The sequence below is a fragment of the Clostridium mucosae genome (assembly GCF_024622765.1).
Classification (GTDB): domain Bacteria; phylum Bacillota; class Clostridia; order Clostridiales; family Clostridiaceae; genus Clostridium.
In genome coordinates this window covers 66,318-87,008 of the sequence record NZ_JANKAF010000010.1, presented here as the reverse complement: position 1 = coordinate 87,008, position 20,691 = coordinate 66,318, and the positions used below count along the sequence as shown (strand labels likewise).

Annotated in this window: 16 protein-coding genes, 6 tRNA genes and 1 riboswitch; of the genes, 3 read left to right on the top strand and 19 right to left on the bottom strand. The window is 29.5% G+C overall.

Annotated features, from left to right (window positions below; all coding sequences use genetic code 11):
• Window positions 1–60: 60 nt before the first annotated feature.
• On the bottom strand, window positions 61–2,226 hold the full coding sequence (locus NSA50_RS12120; protein ID WP_257445381.1) for a Tex family protein: 2,166 nt from the start codon (window positions 2,224–2,226) through the stop codon (window positions 61–63).
• A gap of 288 nt (window positions 2,227–2,514) precedes the next feature.
• The gene (locus NSA50_RS12115; protein WP_257445379.1) at window positions 2,515–2,643 is read right to left on the bottom strand and encodes a hypothetical protein; all 129 of its coding nucleotides are present in this window, start codon (window positions 2,641–2,643) and stop codon (window positions 2,515–2,517) included.
• 214 nt (window positions 2,644–2,857) lie between these two features.
• On the opposite strand from NSA50_RS12115, the gene NSA50_RS12110 reads away from it, so the two are divergent.
• Complete coding sequence (locus NSA50_RS12110) at window positions 2,858–4,213, top strand: M28 family metallopeptidase (protein ID WP_257445378.1); 1,356 nt, start codon at window positions 2,858–2,860, stop codon at window positions 4,211–4,213.
• 130 nt (window positions 4,214–4,343) lie between these two features.
• Here the strand turns inward: NSA50_RS12110 and prfB are convergent.
• The 6 genes from prfB to recD2 form a co-directional block, all read right to left on the bottom strand.
• A protein-coding gene (gene prfB, locus NSA50_RS12105; RefSeq protein ID WP_195262742.1) for a peptide chain release factor 2 occupies window positions 4,344–5,445 on the bottom strand; the annotation gives its coding sequence in 2 pieces (ribosomal slippage) (window positions 4,344–5,366 and window positions 5,368–5,445; 1,101 coding nt in all).
• A 74-nt stretch (window positions 5,446–5,519) separates the two neighbouring features.
• Complete coding sequence (secA, locus tag NSA50_RS12100; RefSeq protein ID WP_195262743.1) at window positions 5,520–8,033, bottom strand: preprotein translocase subunit SecA; 2,514 nt, start codon at window positions 8,031–8,033, stop codon at window positions 5,520–5,522.
• Window positions 8,034–8,269: 236 nt separating this feature from the next.
• Window positions 8,270–8,806 carry a ribosome hibernation-promoting factor, HPF/YfiA family gene (gene hpf, locus NSA50_RS12095; RefSeq protein WP_195262744.1) on the bottom strand — a complete coding sequence of 179 codons (537 nt, stop codon included), beginning with the start codon at window positions 8,804–8,806 and terminating at the stop codon, window positions 8,270–8,272.
• Window positions 8,807–9,280: 474 nt separating this feature from the next.
• Window positions 9,281–9,925 (bottom strand): ComF family protein, encoded by a 645-nt coding sequence (locus tag NSA50_RS12090; protein WP_257445374.1) that lies wholly within the window; start codon window positions 9,923–9,925, stop codon window positions 9,281–9,283.
• Window positions 9,898–10,920, bottom strand: a complete 1,023-nt coding sequence (locus tag NSA50_RS12085; protein ID WP_195262746.1) for a hypothetical protein — start codon at window positions 10,918–10,920, stop codon at window positions 9,898–9,900. Before NSA50_RS12085 ends, NSA50_RS12090 begins: the two co-directional genes overlap by 28 nt.
• A 15-nt stretch (window positions 10,921–10,935) precedes the next feature.
• Complete coding sequence (gene recD2, locus NSA50_RS12080) at window positions 10,936–13,164, bottom strand: SF1B family DNA helicase RecD2 (RefSeq protein WP_195262747.1); 2,229 nt, start codon at window positions 13,162–13,164, stop codon at window positions 10,936–10,938.
• 284 nt (window positions 13,165–13,448) lie between these two features.
• On the opposite strand from recD2, the gene nagA reads away from it, so the two are divergent.
• On the top strand, window positions 13,449–14,579 hold the full coding sequence (nagA, locus tag NSA50_RS12075; protein WP_257445370.1) for an N-acetylglucosamine-6-phosphate deacetylase: 1,131 nt from the start codon (window positions 13,449–13,451) through the stop codon (window positions 14,577–14,579).
• A 40-nt stretch (window positions 14,580–14,619) separates the two neighbouring features.
• On the opposite strand, the gene metK is transcribed toward nagA, so the two are convergent.
• From metK to NSA50_RS12035, 8 genes are all read right to left on the bottom strand, one after another.
• Entirely contained in the window at window positions 14,620–15,795 is a 1,176-nt protein-coding gene (metK, locus tag NSA50_RS12070; protein ID WP_257445368.1) for a methionine adenosyltransferase, read from the bottom strand.
• 119 nt (window positions 15,796–15,914) lie between these two features.
• Window positions 15,915–16,023, bottom strand: a riboswitch (SAM riboswitch).
• A gap of 148 nt (window positions 16,024–16,171) precedes the next feature.
• A tRNA-Tyr gene (locus NSA50_RS12065) sits at window positions 16,172–16,256 on the bottom strand.
• Window positions 16,257–16,263: 7 nt separating this feature from the next.
• Window positions 16,264–16,338 (bottom strand) — tRNA-Thr (locus NSA50_RS12060).
• A gap of 17 nt (window positions 16,339–16,355) precedes the next feature.
• Window positions 16,356–16,431 (bottom strand) — tRNA-Val (locus tag NSA50_RS12055).
• 17 nt (window positions 16,432–16,448) lie between these two features.
• Window positions 16,449–16,533, bottom strand: a tRNA-Tyr gene (locus tag NSA50_RS12050).
• Window positions 16,534–16,539: 6 nt separating this feature from the next.
• Window positions 16,540–16,614 (bottom strand) — tRNA-Thr (locus NSA50_RS12045).
• Between the two features lie 32 nt (window positions 16,615–16,646).
• Window positions 16,647–16,731 (bottom strand) — tRNA-Tyr (locus tag NSA50_RS12040).
• 296 nt (window positions 16,732–17,027) lie between these two features.
• Window positions 17,028–17,591, bottom strand: coding sequence for a hypothetical protein (locus NSA50_RS12035; RefSeq protein ID WP_195262749.1), 564 nt, complete (start codon window positions 17,589–17,591; stop codon window positions 17,028–17,030).
• Window positions 17,592–17,701: 110 nt separating this feature from the next.
• Here NSA50_RS12035 and yyaC point away from each other — a divergent pair, with 110 nt between their 5' ends.
• Window positions 17,702–18,238 (top strand): spore protease YyaC, encoded by a 537-nt coding sequence (gene yyaC / locus NSA50_RS12030; protein ID WP_195431268.1) that lies wholly within the window; start codon window positions 17,702–17,704, stop codon window positions 18,236–18,238.
• A gap of 55 nt (window positions 18,239–18,293) precedes the next feature.
• On the opposite strand, the gene mreB is transcribed toward yyaC, so the two are convergent.
• The 3 genes from mreB to NSA50_RS12015 all read right to left on the bottom strand — a co-directional run bounded on the left by mreB (window position 18,294) and on the right by NSA50_RS12015 (window position 20,550).
• Entirely contained in the window at window positions 18,294–19,328 is a 1,035-nt protein-coding gene (gene mreB, locus NSA50_RS12025) for a rod shape-determining protein MreB (RefSeq protein ID WP_257445364.1), read from the bottom strand.
• Window positions 19,329–19,465: 137 nt separating this feature from the next.
• Window positions 19,466–19,717: a sporulation transcriptional regulator SpoIIID gene (spoIIID, locus tag NSA50_RS12020; RefSeq protein WP_195262752.1), complete on the bottom strand. Its 252-nt coding sequence runs from the start codon at window positions 19,715–19,717 to the stop codon at window positions 19,466–19,468.
• A 95-nt stretch (window positions 19,718–19,812) separates the two neighbouring features.
• Complete coding sequence (locus NSA50_RS12015; protein WP_195431270.1) at window positions 19,813–20,550, bottom strand: M23 family metallopeptidase; 738 nt, start codon at window positions 20,548–20,550, stop codon at window positions 19,813–19,815.
• Window positions 20,551–20,691: the final 141 nt, after the last annotated feature.

Sequence of the window (20,691 nt, the reverse complement as noted above, 5' to 3'; positions counted from 1 at the left end):
CTCATATTATATGACTTACTATGCCTTTTTGCAAGTATCTTTTTTAACAATTGTTATATATTATTCAGTAATGTCTTTCATTGATAGTGATATTCTATTTCTCTTGCTGTCTACTTCTAATATTTTAACTTTTACTATATCGCCGACTTTAACAACGTCTAATGGATGTTTTACAAATCTATTAGCCATTTGGCTTTTATGAACAAGACCATCTTGATGGACTCCAATATCAACAAAGGCTCCAAAGTCTGATACATTTCTTACTGTTCCCATAAGTATCATGCCTTCTGATAAATCTTTTAAATCAATTACTCCAGTCTTTAAAATAGGCTTTGGCATCTCTTCTCTTGGATCACGCCCTGGTTTTTTAAGCTCTTTTATTATATCTGATAAAGTAAGTTCACCAATTTCTAACTCTTTAGAAATATTAGCTATCCCTTTATCTTTTACTCTTTCATCTATATCTTTAAGCTTATTTTCTTTTAAGTCTTCTTTTGTATATCCTAATAATTGAATTAAATTTCTGGCAGCTTCATAAGATTCTGGATGAACTGATGTGTTGTCTAAAGGTTCATCACTTTCCATAACTCTTAAGAACCCTGCACATTGCTCATAAGCTTTTTGTCCAAGTCTTTTTACCTTTAATAACTCTTTTCTATTTTTAAATCCACCAGTTTCATCTCTATAACTTACTATATTATTTGCTATACTTGAATTTATACCAGCAACATAAGTAAGTAATGATGGTGTTGCAGTATTTAAATCTACTCCAACTTTATTAACAGAATCTTCAACAACACCCTTTAATGATTCGTCAAGTCTTTTAGGTGTAACATCATGCTGATATTGGCCAACCCCTAAAGCTTTAGGATCAATCTTAACTAGCTCAGCCATAGGATCTTGTAATCTTCTTCCTATAGATATTGCTCCTCTCACTGTAACATCTAAATCTGGATATTCCTTAGTAGCAAGCTCTGATGCTGAATAAACAGACGCACCTGACTCTGAAACTATAACATATGCTATTTCTTTTCCTGTTTCCTTTTTTATTTCTGATATTATTTCAGATACTACTTCTTCTGATTCTCTTGAAGCAGTTCCATTTCCTAATGAAATTACTTCTACATTATACTTCTTAATTAAATCCTTTAGTATGTCTTTAGTTTCCTTAATTTTGTTTTGTGGAGCTGTCGGATATACTGTTGACTTATCTAAAAACCTTCCAGTATTGTCTAATATAGCTATCTTACATCCTGTTCTAAATCCAGGATCATATCCCATAACTACTTTTCCCTTTATAGGTGGTTGCATTAATAATGCTTTTAAATTTTCCTTAAAGATTTTTATAGCACCTTCTTCACCTATATTGGTAAGCTCGCTTCTAACTTCTCTTTCTATAGATGGATATATTAACCTTTTTAAAGAGTCTCTTATTGCTAATTTTAAGTACTCATCAGTAATGTTATTATTTCTTAATATTTCATTTTCTAAATAACTTATTATTTTATCTTCATTTACTGCTATTTTTACTGATAATACCTTCTCCTTTTCTCCTCTATTTATAGCTAAAATTCTATGCGGTGGTATCTTAGCAATTTCTTCACTATAATCATAGTACATTTCAAACGGTGTATGTTCATCACTTTCACCTGTTGATTGTATCTTTCCTTCTTTGAATACTAATTCTCTTATCCACTTTCTATATTTTGCTTCATCAGATATTTCTTCTGCTATTATATCTAAAGCTCCATTAATTGCATCTTCTTTACTATTAACTCCTTTTTCTTCATCAACGAATCTAAGTGCTTCACTATTTAAATCAGCATTAAACTCACCATTTGATATACTATCTGCAAGTGGCTTTAATCCCCTTTCTAATGCCATAGTTGCTCTTGTTCTCTTCTTTTGTTTATAAGGTCTATATATATCTTCCACCTCAGTTAGAGTCTTTGAAGCTTCTAAGGCTTTTACTATATCATCATTTAGTTTTCCCTGTTCATCTATAAGTCTTAAAACATCCTCTTTTCTTTCTTTTAAATTTCTAAGATATATAAGTCTCTCTTGAAATTTTCTTAATACTTCATCACTTAAAGCACCAGTTTGTTCTTTTCTATATCTTGAAATAAAAGGAACAGTATTTCCATCATCAAGCAATGATATTACATTATTTACTTGAGTTATACTTATCCCTAATTCTGATGACAATCTTTCAACAATATCTACCATAAAGTCCTCCTAAGCTATAATAAAAATTTTTCTCCAAAATTTACATAATGATATTATAATACAATATCATACTTTTATGTACCATATAATTTATTTTATAGAATATATAAAATAAATATTTAATATTTACTTTAAGTACAATGTTGATATTATGTAAAATTAAGTTTATAATATAATTGTAAAATTTTTACAAATGGGTGGTTGTATGAATAAATTTATAATGATAATTAATAAAATAATAAGTATCCTTCTTATCTTTTTTATAGTATTTATTATACTAAACGAGTATTATGTTATTGAATTCTCAACTACTTTAAAGTATGTATTATATTTCTTAACATTAATACTTATACTTATTTCATCCACAAAAGAAATAATCGTAAATAAATCTGGGCTATCTAAGTTTATAAATTGCATAATATTATTTTCATCAATAGTTGGCGGCGTTTTTTCAATAGTTTCAAACCAAATAAATATCCTGATTTATATATGTATTCTTTGTTCCCTAATTTATGGATTTATAGAACTAGTTTATAAAAAAGCCTAAAGTAATATCCTTATTTTTATTTTTTTCATAATCTCATGCCTCAAGTAATAGTATTAAGTATAACTATTATTTGAGGTATATTTTATGAAAAGAAAATTGTTTTATTCTGTATCGCTAGTTACTAGCATAGTATTTTTATCTATTTCTATATTTTTTAATTTTACATATTCGCCTTTTGACGCTAATAATGTAAAAGAAAATATTGCGGTATTTTCTTCTGAAACTTATGGTGGTAGACTAGCTGGTAGTGACGGTAATTTACTTATTGGAGAAATAATTAGAAAAAACTTTGAGGATAACAAATTAGTTCCACTTAATGAAAGTTATAAAGAGAGCTTTAAAACACTCTGTCCAATAAATAATAATAGCTCTCCCTATCTTAAAATATCATTAGATGACGAAGTAGTTGAAACTTTAAAATACGGCGTTGACTATAAAGAAGATATGATTAACTTCAAGATTAATAGTTTAAGTTTTTCTGAAGATGATAAAGTAAATATCTATACAACGTCAATAGAAGTTGTAACAGATGAAGGAAATTGTTTATTTTACGTAGCTCCTAATAATGATTTTTCATTTAGAAGCTCATTTATGAGTAATTTCCCTTATGATATGATTGTTTTAATAACTACTGATACTTATAACAAAATATTAGATTCTGTAAGATCTGGGTTAACTGTTTCAGTTAATTTACCATTTTCAACTTGTGAAAAAGAACTTGTAAACATAGTTGGTGTATTAAAAGGATCTTCTAGTAATCTTCCGCCTCTTGTTTTAACTGCTCATTATGATCACTTAGGTCAAGATGGTCTTAAAAACACTTATTACGGTGCCTTAGATAATGCATCTGGAACAGCATTTTTATTAGAGCTACAAAGGTCTCTTGCAAGCTTTGGAACACCTAAAAGAGATATAATTTTTGCAGCTTTAAATGCTGAAGAGTTTGGATTACTTGGTTCTAAAAGTTTTGCAGAAAATAATCTTGAAAAGCTAAAAGATTCTGAGGTTATTAATTTTGATATGATAGGTAGTGATAATTATCCTCTTACTTTAATGCTTGGAGCTTCTTATAAAGATAAGGATTCTGAACTTCTTAAATCTGTTGAAAAGATTTCTAAAAAGAATAATGTAGATACTAATGTTGTTTATGAAGATTCAAGTGATCATGCTAGCTTTAACAATTTAGGTATAGATGCTTTAAGCTTTTGTCATAGTGATATGACTAAGATTCACACACCTAATGATACTGTTGATCATATAAGTATTGGTGCAATAAATAGTGCATATAGCGTTATAGAAGATAAGATAAACGAATCTTGCTATGGAACACTCACCTTATTTTTCCATGGTAAAACTTCATTATTTATATTTGCAATAATATTTGGCTTCTTAGTTTCAGCACCATTTATATCTTATATAAGAAAGAAAAAAATAAGTTAATAAAAGTAGTTACTTCTTTAAAATTATAAAAAGTAGTTACTTCTTTAAATTATAAAGTAACTACTTTTTTAATTCTATATTAAAAGTAAAGGGGATATATATAAATCCCACTTTATTTTTGTTAAATTTTTTAGTTGTTATTTTTTAAGTACGCCGTAATAAAATTATCTATTTCTCCGTTCATAACTGAATTTAAGTTAGCTGTTTCTTCTCCAGTTCTATGATCCTTAACCATGTTATATGGGTGGAACACATATGATCTTATCTGACTGCCCCATCCCATGTCTTTTAATTCGCCTGTTAAATCTTCTATTTTTTCTTTATGAGCTCTTTCTTTTAACTCTATAAGTTTAGATTTAAGCATAGCCATTGCTGTATCTTTATTGGAAAACTGACTTCTTTCACTTTGACATTGAACAACTATTCCAGTTGGTATATGTGTTATTCTTATTGCTGATTCAGTTTTATTTACGTGTTGACCACCGGCTCCACTTGCCCTATAAGTATCTATTTTTAAATCTTCACTTTTTATGTCAATGTCTTGGTCTTTTGTTAATTCTGGAAGTACTTCAACTGATGCAAATGAAGTTTGCCTTTTACCATTTGCATTAAAAGGGGATATTCTTACTAATCTATGAACTCCCTTTTCAGCTTTTAAGTATCCATATGCAAATTCACCCTTTACCTTTAATGTTACACTCTTTATTCCAGCTTCATCACCTTCTAAATAATCAAGAGTTTCTACCTTGAATCCTCTTTTTTCACACCATCTTGTGTACATTCTAAGTAGCATTTCAGTCCAATCATTTGCATCACTTCCACCTACTCCAGCATGTAAGGTTAATATAGCATCGTTTCTATCATACTCTCCTGATAAAAGTAGTTCTATTCTATACTCCTCTACATCTTTCTCTATAGACCTTATCTCTCTTATAACTTCATTTATAGACTCTTCATCTTCTTCATCTATTAATTCTGATAGTATCTCAACATCTTCAACTCTCGATACTAATGATTCATATCGATCTATCTTATCTTTAACTCTTTTGCTTTCTTTTGTAACTTCTTCTGCTCTTTTTATATCTTCCCAAAATCCACTTTCTTGCATTTGAAGTTCTAATTCTTTTAATTGCTTTTCAAGTGCTTCTTTGTCAAAGAGAAGCCCCCATTTCTTTTATAACTTTCTTTATATCATTAAGCTTAGCTAATTCTGATTCTAACTTAATTATCATATAATCACCCTATCTTTTTTAAATTTACTCAAATTAACTTATTAGCTTTAAAAAAGTGCCCAAAGGGCACTTCTTTATACTTCTCTTCCACAACAGTTTTTATACTTCTTACCACTTCCACATGGACACAAATCATTTCTGCCTACTTTAGGTTCATTTTTAACTGGTTGCTTCTTTACATCTGAATCGTCTCCACCATGGCTTGCTGTTGTCTCTTCTGCTACTCTTTCTCTTTCAACAGGTTTTTGAACTTGAATATGGAATAAGAATTTAACTGTATCTATCTTTATTCCATTTATCATTTCTTCAAACATAGCACTACCTTCCATTTGGTATGCTTGTATTGGATCTAATTGCTTATACGCTCTTAGCCCTATACCTTGTTTTAAGTGATCCATGTTATCTATATGATCCATCCACTTTTGGTCTACTACTCTAAGAAGTATTACTCTTTCAACTTCTCTAAAGTGTTCTTCACCAAATTCTTCTTCTTTTTCATGATAAACTTTCATTAATATATCTAACACTTTACTAATTATTTCATCATTAGATAATTCTGCTAAATCTTCAACCTTAACTACTCCATGAGGTAAGCAAATATCCTCTAAATATTGAATTAGCTTTCCTATTTCTTCTTCAATATTTTCATTTGAACCATCTAAATGAGCTTTAACCGCATCAGATACTATTTCATTTACCATTCCATTAATTTGCTCTCTTAAGTCTTTACCTTCTAAAACTTCAGATCTTTGCTTATAAATAACTTCTCTTTGCATATTCATAACATCATCATAACCGATAAGGTTCTTTCTTATGTCAAAGTTATTACCTTCAACCTTCTTTTGTGCATTTTCTATAGCTTTACTTACCATTTTATGATCAATAGCTTCATCTTCTTCTAAGCCTAACTTATCCATCAATCCTTGAATCTTTTCTGATCCAAATATTCTCATTAAATCATCTTCCAAAGAAATATAGAATACTGATTCTCCTGAATCTCCTTGACGACCAGATCTACCTCTTAATTGGTTATCTATTCTTCTTGATTCATGTCTCTCTGTACCTATTATCTTTAGTCCACCAACTTCTTTAACGCCTTCTCCAAGCTTAATATCTGTTCCTCTACCAGCCATATTAGTAGCAATAGTAACACTACCTAACTCACCAGCATGAGATATTATTTCAGCTTCTTGTTCATGGTATTTAGCATTAAGTACCTTGTGCTTAACTCCTCTTTTCTTTAGTAAAGAAGATAAGTACTCTGATTTTTCTATACTTACTGTACCAACTAGAACTGGTTGACCTTTCTTATTAGATTCTATTATCTCTTCTATAATAGCATTATACTTTCCTTTAGTATTTTTATAGATTAAATCACTTTTATCTACTCTTGCAATAGGTCTATTTGTTGGAACAACTATAACGTCTAATGCGTAGATTTCTCTAAATTCATTTTCTTCTGTTAATGCTGTACCTGTCATACCTGATAACTTATTATACATTCTAAAATAGTTTTGGAATGTTATTGTAGCAAGAGTTTTTGACTCTCTTTCTATTTTAACGCCTTCCTTAGCTTCAATAGCTTGATGAAGTCCATCTGAATATCTTCTACCTTCCATAAGTCTACCAGTAAATTCGTCAACTATTATTACTTGACCGTCCTTTACCATGTAGTCCTTATCTATCTTCATTCCATAGTTTGCTTTTAATGCTTGAGTTATATAGTGTTGTAATTCTAAATGATCTGCATCTGCATAGTTATCTATTCCAAATGCTCTTTCAGCTTTTTCTACACCTGAATCAGTTAACATTACAGAATTAGCTTTTTCATCAATTGTGTAATCTGTCTCAGCTAATAATTGCTTAACAAAATTATCCGCAACATTATAGAATTTAGTTGATTTTTCTCCAGCTCCTGAAATAATAAGTGGTGTTCTAGCTTCGTCGATAAGTATTGAGTCAACTTCATCTACAACTGCAAAGTTTAGTTTTCTTTGAACTTTTTCTTCTTTATAAATTACCATATTATCTCTTAAGTAATCAAAACCGAACTCATTATTAGTTCCATATGTTATATCTGCAGCATACGCTTCTCTTCTTTGCTCAGATGTTAACCCATGAACTATACATCCTGTACTTAATCCTAGGAAATTATATAATTTACCCATCCATTCAACGTCTCTTGATGCTAGGTAATCATTAACTGTTACTAGATGTACTCCTTCTCCAGTTAATGCATTTAAATATAACGGCAATGTTGCAACTAAAGTCTTACCTTCACCAGTCTTCATTTCTGCAATTCTTCCTTGATGAAGAACCATACCACCTATAAGTTGGACTCTATAATGTTTCATACCTAAAACTCTCCACGCAGCTTCTCTACAAACTGCAAAAGCTTCTGGTAATATATCATCAAGAGTTTCACCATTTTCTAATCTTTTCTTAAATTCATCTGTTTTTGCCTTAAGCTCATCATCTGATAAGCTTTGCATAGTTTGATCTAAGGCTTCTATTCTATCTGCAATTTTTTGTAGTTTTTTAACTTCTCTTTCACTATATGACCCAAATAACTTTTCCAAAAATCCCATTATAACTTTCCTTCCAATCGTTTTATTTTATTAATTAGTTTAATCATGTACATGTATTTTATTTATCAAATTTCATGTATTTTATTTATCAAATTTTATTTATTGAATTTCATTTATAAATTATACCATTTTACTAATAATTAATTCAATAAATATGTTACTTTTAATAACATTATAACTAAAAAGGAAGTGCATTGCACTTCCTTTTATTAATTAAAAATACTATTCGTAAAATTTTAAATATAATCTGGTTCTAATAATCCATAATCTCCATCTTTTCTCTTATATACAACGCATATCTTATTTGCTTCTGAATCTTGATATACAAAGAAATTATGTCCTACTAACTCCATTTGAAGTACTGCTTCTTCAATAGACATAGGCTTAACTCCAAATTTTTTAACTTTAACAACTTCTCCATTTGCTTCTGCAACTTCGTCACTTAAAGCAACTTCATCTAATTGTGGGAATCTTAATGACTCATGGTTTCTTCTAGATAATTTCGTTCTTTGTTTTCTAATTTGTCTTTCTAGCTTTGCAACTACTAAATCAATTGATTTGTACATATCCTCAGTTGATTCTTCAGCTCTTAAAACTATTCCATTAAATGGTATTGTTATTTCTACCTTTTGTTTATTTTTTTGCACTGATAAAGTAGTCTTTGCTTCTACCTCTGGATCAAAATATCTTTTTACCTTGGAAAGCTTTTTCTCAACCATTTCTTTTAACGCTGGTGTTGCTGTAGTATTTTTTGCTATTACTGAAACTCTCATATAAGTTCATCCCCTCTCTATAAGCTTAAACCTTACTCAGTAGTGTTAAAATTATTTGTTTTATGATTATATTATACTACTTACAAACCTTCTCAATCAAGAGTAATATGATTAATTGGCAGAAAATTCACTTTATTTTACTCAATAAATCTTCTGTTTACTCCTTGTTTTATATATTTTAATTTTGAAAATTTTTTAAATTTTTATACTCTTATATACATAAAAAATAGCCATTAGCAAACACTAATGGCTATTTTTTATAAAGCTAGCTGACCTGGATTTTGCCCCCACACTCGCCTACTGGAGCTTTTGCTACTCGGAATTAACCTCTCACTACTAACCCTCTCAATTTTCTTGGTAGGACTTACTTCTATACCGCACCATGCTCATTAGGAATTTTTCCAAACTTACGTGGATCGTTTCGCCTGCGACTGGCATCGACTTTCATCCACAGACCTAGACTTTACATTATTATTATATATAACTTTTTGCAACTGTCAACATTTTTATAGATTTAGCACCACTTTTTTTTAGTAGTTTTTCACATTCAATTAACGTTGCTCCTGTTGTTATTACATCATCTATTAAAATTATATTTTTATTTTTTATATTTTTATCACTTTTAACATCAAAGGCACCTTCTATATTTTTTAATCTATCTTCCCGTGATAAAGTTTTTTGTTCTTTTATATTTTTCACTTTAATTAAATCTCTATATATTGGTTTATTTAGTCTTCTACTTATCTTTTGCGCCATAAACTCACATTGATTAAATCCTCTATCTTTTAAAGCTTTTTTACTGCTAGGAATAAAAAATATTGCATCTGCTTTGATATTATTTTCACTTATTAACTCACATAAATAATCTGCTAATATATTTCCAGCTAGAAAATTTTTATTGTATTTAAACTCAAGTATTAATTTTTTCATTACTCCACTGTAATATCCGTATGATAATATTTTAGATTCTTCCCTTACTCTCATTATTTTACTTTTACATATTGGGCATAATCCTATAACTTCATTATCACAGGAAATACATTTAGTTGTAGGCGGGTATATTATATCCAGAAACTCATCTATGATTTCTCTTAATAGTTCAATAATCCTTTTTCCCATATTTCTTTATTATATCCCCTTGTTATTTCTTTAGCCAGATCCATATCTTCTGATATTTCCTTTCCAACTAAAATCACTTCTCCTATTTTATTACCCTTTATATTTTTTCCTACTTCAGCACAAAAATATATTATTTTTTTATAACTATAGAATATTTCATCTGAGAATAATGCAACTATATCTATATTTTCTGAGTCTATTTTATATTCTCTAATATTATTCGTAATTACAAAAACACTTTTATTTTTTAATTTATATAAAGGATCTATTTTCCTTAAATTTTCTCCCCTAAAAAATTTAATTATCTTTACATCCTTTATCTTTAGTTCTTGTGTATAATAATCGAATAATTTATTAATTTTTTCTTCATTAGGAACATATATTATAACCTTACGATTATCATTTTTAAACCACATTAAATAATCATATAGTGTATAAGGCATATCTTCATCTAATTTTACTCTAGTTACGATTATTCTAGGCTCTACAAATGGTTTATCTCTAGTTAAATCGGAAACAGATATTAATCTTCCCATATTAACTACTTTTTCTATAGAAAATATTATCATTCTTTTACTACATAAATATAAGTATTCAACAGATTGTCTAAACTCCTCTTTTGAAATAACTGAATATATACTTATATCATCAATTATACATAATTCATAACAATTATTTATTTTATTAATATTTTTAAAATTTACAAAAACTAAATCATCATTTCCTTCATTTTCTTCTATATATGAATATTTAAATTTATAATTACTATTTTTTAAATTTTCTATTATTTCTTTATTAAAATTTGTTCCTGACCACACATATAATACTTTCTTATTTTGTTCTAGTAGCAATTTTATTAAGGGTAAAAATATAGATGTACTATTATATGGATTAGTTATTATAGTTAGTATTTTTGATTGTTTTGTATACCATTTATTTATCTTAGATGTACAATTATTAAACTCTTTTAGGTTTATTAATTTTTTATCTAACATTTAACCTCTCCTTATTTATTCACTAAACATATCTTGATTTGTAATATCTATTATTCTATCTCTAAGTGAAGAATATCTCTCCATACTTCTTGTATTAGATACCATATACTTTAAAGCTTTTGGAATACCTACAACTACTACAAGCTCTTTTGCTCTAGTTATAGCTGTATATAATAAATTTTTATTCATTAATAATGGTGAACCCATAAACGCAGGAGTAATTACTACTTTAAACTCACTTCCTTGGCTTTTATGTATAGTAATTGCATATGCTAACTCTAATTCATCTAAATATATGTAATCATAAATTACTTTTCTCTCATCATCAAAAATTATAGTAATTGTTTTTTCCTCTTCATTTATGCTTTGAATAAAGCCCATATCTCCATTAAAAACGCCTACACCTTCATTCTCCCCACTTCCATTGACTCTAATCCATTTTAAAGAATAATTATTTTTAGTCTGCATTACTTTATCACCTTCTCTAAAAACAACTTCTTTCAATTCTTTCTCTTTTTTGCTAGGTGACTTAGGATTTAAAACTTCTTGAAGTTTATTATTTAAGTTTTGCACTCCTAATATACCTTTTCTTGTAGGTGTTAATATTTGAATATCTCTATATTTATCCCATGATTTTTTGAAGTTAGGTAATCTTCTATTTATTAAATCTATTATGGTATTTAGTATTAAATCTACATCTTCTTTATTTTCAAAGAAGAAATCTCCATCCCTTCTATTTATATATGGCATTTCACCATTATTAATTTTATGTGCATTTGTTACAATAAGACTTTCTTCCCCTTGTCTAAAAATATCTTTAAGCCTTACAACTTTTATAAAGTTACTTTCTATTAAATCCTTTAGCACATTTCCTGCACCAACTGATGGCAATTGATCTACGTCACCAACTATTATCAATCTTGTTCCAAGCTTTATTGCCTTAAGTAAACTATGCATAAGCATTATATCTATCATAGATGCCTCATCTATTATAATTACATCAGCCTCTAAAGGTTCCGATTCTCCCTTTCCATAATAAGAATTTTCATCTTCACTTACTCCCATTTCTAATAATCTATGAATTGTTTTTGCTTCTCTACCAGTAGATTCAGTCATTCTCTTAGCTGCTCTTCCTGTTGGTGCTCCTAATAAAACCTTCATGCCATTATTTTCATATATTTCTATGATAGATTTTATAATTGTAGTTTTTCCAGTTCCAGGCCCTCCAGTTATTATCTCTATACCATTTTCAAAAGCACCTACGATAGCCTCTCTTTGGGAATTTGCAAATTTTATTTTATTTTTTCTTTCAAATGCTTCTATCTCGAATTCAACATCTGAATTTATCGTTCTAAAATTTTCTATGCTTAATGTTATTATCTTATTTGTAACACCTAATTCACAATAATAATATGGTAAAGAAAAAACTGCTTCTATGTCATTAATTTTCTCTATTTTTATTTTTGTTTCTAATGCTAAGTTATATAAGTTTTCTTCTACCATTTGCCCTGGTACACCTAATATTTTAGATACCTCATCAATTAAATTACTTTTAGGCATGTATGTATTACCTGATGCTGAAAATTGATTTAATATATATCTTATTCCACTTTGTATTCTAAATGGTGAAATAGACTCTATCCCTAAGCTTTTGGCTATTCTATCTGCCGTTATGAATCCTATTCCTGAAATCTCATCACAAAGAATATAAGGATTTTCTGATACAATAGCCTTGGCATCTACACCGAACTTTTTATATATTTTTATACATTGATTGGTAGTCATACCATGGCCTTGGAAATAAATTATTATATCTTTTAAATCCTTTTGTTCTATATAAGATTCATAAATTATCCTAAATTTTTTTTCACCAATACCTTCAATTTCTTGAAGTCTCTCAATGTGATTTTCTAATATATCTAAAGTTTCTTCTTTAAATTTATCCACAATTTTTTTAGCAGTTATAGGACCTATTCCATGAATTATACCTGTACTTAAATATTTTTTTATTCCTTCTACGGAATTTGGTAATACTTCTTCATATTCCTCTATATTAAACTGACGTCCAAATTGTTTATGAAGTACCCATTGCCCTTTTAACTTAACATGTTGCCCTTCTTTTAAAAAAGGAACTATTCCAACTGCATTTATACAATCTTTATCTATCCTTACTTTTGATACAACATACCCTGTATCATCACTCTTGAATACAATAGATTCTACTATTCCGTTTAGACATTCCATGTTATCTCTCCAAATCTTCCAATAATATTTTAATCTCACTATTTTTATTATATAATTATATCATATATAAGTTGTAATAAAGATTATACATTTATATTAATTATACTATATTTAGTGTGCTATAATTAAATAAATAAGTGTACTAACTTATATAAATAATAAGCTTTATATTATTTCAATTTTATACTATTTTTGAATACGTTTTATAGCTATTTATACCATTCTAGCTTTTAATGCTATAGCTTTTAATTGAAATTTATATAAAAAAATGTGGAGGTGCTCATATGTTAATTAAAAATTGTAATATAGTATATCTTGATAAGATAGAAAAAGGATCCGTTTTAATCGAAAATGGAAAAATAAAGGAAATAAATCCTAGTAATATTAATGATTCTGAAGTAATAGACGCAGAAGGTCTATATCTATCTCCAGGATTTATAGATGTTCATATCCACGGTGCAGGTGGACATGACACAATGGATGGTACATTTGAAGCAATAAATGAAATTTCTAAAACTATAGTTAAGCATGGGACTACTGCTTTCACTCCAACTACAATGACAGTATCAGTAGATGATGTAAGAAAATCTATGGGTGTTATAAAAGAAGCTAAAGAAAATGGTACTGATGGCGCTATTGTTTTAGGAGCTCACCTTGAAGGTCCTTTCATTAGTCCAAAAGCTATTGGTGCACAAAATCCTAATTTTTTAATTCCTCCAACTCTTGAGAACTTTAATGCTCTTGTCGGAGATGCTGAAGATGCTGTCGTATCAATAACAATTGCCCCTGAAGTTCCTGGTGCTAAAGAATTAATAAAGGAATTGTCAAAAAAAGGAATAGTTTGCTCTATTGGACATACAAAAGCTACCTATGACGAAGCTATGGAAGGCATTAAATGTGGCTGCTGTCACTCAACTCATTTATTTAACGCAATGACACCATTTGCTCATAGGGAACCTGGAGTTGTAGGCGCTATATTTGATAGCGAGATAACTACAGAAACAATTTCTGATGGTATTCATATATCATATCCATCACTTAGAATAGCTTATAATCAAAAGACAACTGATAAAGTATTATTAGTTACTGATGCTATGATGGCTTGTGCAATGCCTAATGGAATGTATACATTAGGTGGTCAAGATGTTGTTGTTAAAGACGGTGCTGCAAGGCTTTTAAGTGGAAGCTTAGCGGGTTCAATCTTGACTTTAGATAAGGCAATTAAAAATGTATATAAAAATGTTGGTCTTCCATTAAATGAAGCTGTAAAAATGGCTACTTTCAATGCTGCTAGACATTGTAAAGTTGAAGATAGAAAAGGTCTTGTAAAAGAAGGCTACGATGCTGATTTAGTTTTATTTGACGAAGATATAAACATAAAAAATGTAATAGTTTCTGGTAAAATACTAGTATAAATAAAAAATGCTCCAATCCTAAATTGGAGCATTTTTTATTTTAAATATATTTTTTTATTTCTTCTACCTTATTTAAAGCTTCCCAAGGTAAGTTTAAATCATTTCTTCCAAAGTGACCATATGCAGCTGTTTGCTTGTAAATTGGTCTTCTTAATTCTAAACCTCTTATTATAGCGCCTGGTCTCAAATCAAATACTTTTTCAACTATTGAAACTATTTCTTCCTCTGATTTCTTTCCTGTTCCAAATGTATCTATTTCTATTGATACAGGCTTAGCTACTCCAATAGCATAAGCTAATTGAATTTCTAATTTATCTGCAATTCCTGCTGCAACTAAGTTCTTAGCAACCCATCTAGCTGCATAAGCTGCTGATCTATCAACCTTAGTTGGATCTTTTCCTGAAAAAGCACCCCCACCGTGTCTTCCATATCCACCATAGGTATCAACTATTATCTTTCTTCCAGTTAATCCACTATCTCCTTGTGGCCCACCAACAACAAATCTTCCAGTTGGATTAATGTAATACTTAGTACTATCATCTAATAGTTCAGCTGGTACTACAGCTTTAATTACATGTTCCATTAAATCTTTTCTTATTTGCTCTTGAGATACCTCTTCACTATGTTGTGTTGATATTACTATTGCATCTATTCTTACAACCTTATTATCATCATATTCAACAGTAACTTGAGTCTTTCCATCTGGTCTTAAGTATGGTAAAGTTCCGTTCTTTCTTACCTCTGATAATCTTCTTGATAATCTATGAGCCATAGCTATTGGTAATGGCATATATTCTTCTGTTTCATTCGTTGCAAAACCAAACATCATACCTTGATCTCCAGCTCCAACTGATTCAACATCATCCTTTTCTCCTGATCTTGATTCTAAAGCTTCATCTACTCCCATAGCTATATCGCCTGATTGCTCATCTATTGATGTTAAAACTGAACATGTTTCACAGTCAAAACCATATTTAGCTCTATCATATCCAATTTCTTTTACTGTTTCTCTAACTAACTTTGGAATATCAACATAGCACTTAGTTGATATTTCACCCATAACTAGTACCATTCCTGTCGTAACTGCTGTTTCACAAGCAACTCTTGCCATAGGATCCTTAGCTAAAATACTATCTAATACTGCATCTGAAATTTGATCACAAATTTTATCTGGATGCCCTTCTGTAACTGATTCTGATGTAAATAATCTTTTCATTTCCATTTCTCCTTTCATTTTATTTGATATTAATTCTAAACTATATTAATTCTAAACTAAATTAATTTATAAAATAAAAAAATCTCTTCGATAAGAAGAGATGTTAAAAATCTTAATCTTTCTTATCTTGCAAAATTACTTTGCAGGAATTGGCACCACACTCAACTTTAATGAAGTAGGTTGCCGGGTTTCATCGGGCCCATTTCCCTCCGCCTCTCTGGATAAGAACTAATATCAAATTTTACCTTTTAGAGTATATCACTTTTAATATTCATAGTCAACTAAAAAATATAAATTCATTGCATATTTAAACTTTTTAATTATAAAGTTCTAGCTTATTTACAAATAAAAAAAAGACAAGAATTCTTGTCTTTTTTGGTGGGGGAGGACGGATTCGAACCATCGAAACGAAACGTAACAGATTTACAGTCTGCCCCCTTTGGCCACTCGGGAACTCCCCCATATTATTGGAGCTGGCAATAGGAATCGAACCTACAACCTGCTGATTACAAGTCAGCTGCTCTACCGTTGAGCCATGCCAGCATATTTATTTTTTAAAATGGTGGAAACAACAGGGATCGAACCTGTGACCCTCTGCTTGTAAGGCAGATGCTCTCCCAGCTGAGCTATGCTTCCATATTAATATTATAAAATGGTGGGGGAGGACGGATTCGAACCATCGAAACGAAACGTAACAGATTTACAGTCTGCCCCCTTTGGCCACTCGGGAACTCCCCCATTTTATGGAGCTGGCAATAGGAATCGAACCTACAACCTGCTGATTACAAGTCAGCTGCTCTACCGTTGAGCCATGCCAGCATATTATTATTTCATTCTAAACAAATTTTATATGGTGGGGGAGGACGGATTCGAACCATCGAAACGAAACGTAACAGATTTACAGTCTGCCCCCTTTGGCCACTCGGGAACTCCCCCATTAAAATTTATTTAATTTCAGTTAAGTAAACATTATCGCCTCAACTGACAATGACTAGTATATATTTATTGCATACTAATTTCAAGTGCGTTATTCACTCATTTAACAAGATTATATTCATCATTTTCTATATTTCTTTAATTTTCTCCTATTTAATACTAATATCATTTTTTATTGTCTTATATTGTCCTAAAATTTAATTCATTCAAAGTAATATAATTACCTATTTAATATTACTGATTATTCAATTTTTACTCTAAAACTGAAATATATATTCTGACTAATATTTAAAATATTAAACTTCGTCTTCAATAATATTTAAATCAATATATCTACTTATAATCTCCATAAATTCTTCATAATCCAATAGCGACATTCTCTTTTTTACTAATAAAATCCCTTCTTTTACATTATCATTATCATATTTATTAGAAAAATGATCATTTAATTTAACTATATCTATAATAGATAAACTTTTTAACATTCTATCTACTTCTAACTTTTCACTTTTTTCAAGTTCTGCAAATAAATTATTTTCAATATCACTTTCCTTTATTGTTAACCCTTCTATTTTGCTATCACTTTCTATTATATTTTCATTAGAATTAATATTATTATTAGATTCCTCTTTAATATTAAATCTTTTTAAATTATTATCTACTTTTTTTTGCTTCTCCTCTTTTGATATATCTTGCTCATTTAGAGTTTCATCACTATGTAGTTTTTTTTCGGTAGTTACTTCCTTAGAATTATTACTTATAACATCTTCACTTTTTAATGGATTCCATACTAATAGATAATAGATAGGGATACTTGCTCCAAGAATTATAGTAATTATATAAGAAAATATTTTTTTCATATTTATTCATCTCCTTTTATTTAATTAATTTCCTTTTTATGTTTTTTTATACATTTTATTATATTTATTAGTTTCAAAACATATATTGTATAAGCGGAGGTGAATTTTTAGTGAAGCATAAAGTATTATATAATTCTTATAATTCTCATATTGAAATAGCAAAATTTATCAAAGACTATATTACGAATAATACTGTAATTGTATGTATAGGTACTGATAAGTGCATTGGTGACTGCTTAGGTCCAATGGTTGGTACATTTTTAAAAGAAAAAAATTTCCCTCTTCCAGTGTACGGAACTATAGAGTCTCCAATACATGCTCTTAATATAAATAATAGATTAAATGAAATTAATAAATTGCATCCCAAAGCTTTAATCATAGGAATAGATGCCTGCCTAGGTGAAGCTAGTTCTATTGGCGAAATACATACTAGAGATTATCCAATACATCCTGGAAAAGGGGTCGGTAAAAATTTACCTGACGTTGGTATAGCTTCTATAATCGGTATTATTGATTCTAGTGAAAATGCTGAATTTTTTACATCTAGAAGTATTCGTCTGCATTTAGTCATGGAAATGTCAAAAATAATATCATCTGCCATTATTCATGCATATAACCTTGCTCACAACCAAAAGGGGAGTTTTTAAACTCCCCTTTAACAATTTTATCTATTTAATATATGTATTTAATTGTATCTATAATTTACTCAACTAATGATATTTCATTGTCTGAAGAATTTGTATCTATTTTGTCTAAATATCCCAAGACCTTGCCTGTTCCCTCGGCTACTGCTTCTACTGAATTGTTTGCAACTTCAACAGTAACCCCAGTTTCATGTTCTATTAGCTTATCTAATCCATCTAATAAAGAGCCTCCACCTGTCATTAGTATCCCTCTCTCTATTATATCAGCAGCAAGTTCAGGTGGTGTTTTTTCCAATACAGATTTAACTCTTTCAACAATTAAAGATACTGATTCTTTTAATGCATATATTATTTCATCTGTTGAAATAGAAAGCTCATCTGGTAACCCAGTAATTAAATTTCTTCCCTTCATATTTGCATTTAAGTTTCTTGATCCCTTAAATGCTGATCCTATAGTCACCTTCAATTCTTCTGCTGTTTTCTCACCTATCATTATCTTGTACTTATTTCTTACATATTTTATTATTGCATCATCAAAAGTATCACCTGCTACCTTAATAGATGATCTTACAACAACTCCACCAAGTGATATTACAGCTATATCAGTAGTACCTCCACCAATATCTACCACCATAGATCCACTTGGCCTAGTTATATCTAATCCTGCCCCTATTGCAGCAGCTAAGGGTTCTTCTATTAAATGAACTTTTTTAGCGCCAGAGTTTCTTGCAGCATCAATTACTGCCCTCTTTTCAACTTCCGTTGCTTGGGATGGAACACATACCATTACTTTAGGAGCTGTAATCTTACTCTTTCCATACGCCTTTTTAATGAATTCTTTTAACATCTTTTCTGTTATATCATAATCTGATATAACCCCATCTCTTAGCGGTCTTACCGCAACAATGTTACCTGGAGTTCTTCCAATCATTTTCCTTGCTTCTTCACCAACTGCAAGCACTTTATTATTATTCTTATTTATTGCAACAACTGACGGTTCTTTTAATATTATTCCTTTACCTTTTGCATAAACTAAAACAGTCGCTGTACCTAAGTCTATTCCTAAATCGCTCCTACTTCTCCAAAACCACATTCCTTGTTCACTCCTACTCTATTCGCACTATATAATATTTGAAATCTCTCTTATTTTACAATATTCGCTCTATTTCTTATTATATATGGAATATGGTAATCCTTCAATATATTTGTATTTAATTTTGTAATCAATTACTACTCTGCAGTCTTATATTTCATCTTGGTAGCTTTTCCACCTCTTATGTGTCTTTCAGCTTTATTTAATTCTAGTATTGAATGAGTTTGTTCTGCTATAGCTGGATTTATCTTAGGTAATCTTTCTGTCATATCTTTATGAATAGTACTTTTACTTACTCCAAATACTTTTGCAGTTTTTCTGATTGTATCTTTTGAATCTATAATATATTTTGCTACTTCTAAAACTCTTTCTTCTATATAATCTTTCAAAATATTACCTCCCTTTGAATAACTTATTAATACGCGACTATAAAATTTTAATATTATTCATCAGTCATTTTAGATTAATGACTGATGAATGTTTATTATTCTTGACTAAATGTAAAATATGCTGTTGGATCTAAGTCTTTTCCATCTACATCTTGAACTTGAATATTTAAATGTTCACCAAATTCACCATTTGTAAATATTTTAGAACTATCTCCTACAGTTCCTATAACAGTTTCTTCTGTTACTTTATCCCCAACGTTTACCCTTATGTCCTTGGATAAATTACAATACTTTGTATATAATCCATTTGCATGGGCAATAACTACATAATTTCCTTCTTCGATTTTGCTTGAAACTTCTTTTACTTCGCCAACAGCTGCGGCTTTAACTTCTGTTCCAACGCTAGCTTTTACGTCTATTCCTCTAATATTTCTACTACTTCCATCACTCATGGCTTGTGGTTTTGGATAAGAATATCCTCTTGCAATTGATCCGTCTAAAGGATTTGCAAAACTCACTTCTACATTAGTTCCTGTAGAAACATTAACATCCTCTTCTGCAGATGCTACTTCATTTTGTTCTTCTTCTGCTAATTCATTATTTTGAGTATTTTCAACTCTATCAGCATTTTGTTTTTGTACTTCTGAAGTTGCTTTATCATCAACATTTAAAGTAAATTCATTTTGTGATTTATTACTTTGTTCTAATGCTTTATTTTTCTTTGTTGTAACAACAGCAACAGTTGCAATTACACATAAACAAAGGAATAGTACTAAATAAAAGCCCTCCTTTCTGAAAAAGTCTTTTACCTTATCTTTCTTATTTTGGTCCATATCAACACCTCCTTTTTGTATTCTTGCCAGTTATACTAAATTAATACAATCAATATTGGATTTATTTGCATCAAATTTCTACATTTACCAACAATTCTAATAATGCTCCTCAAAATCAATAATTAATAAGATTAATTAATT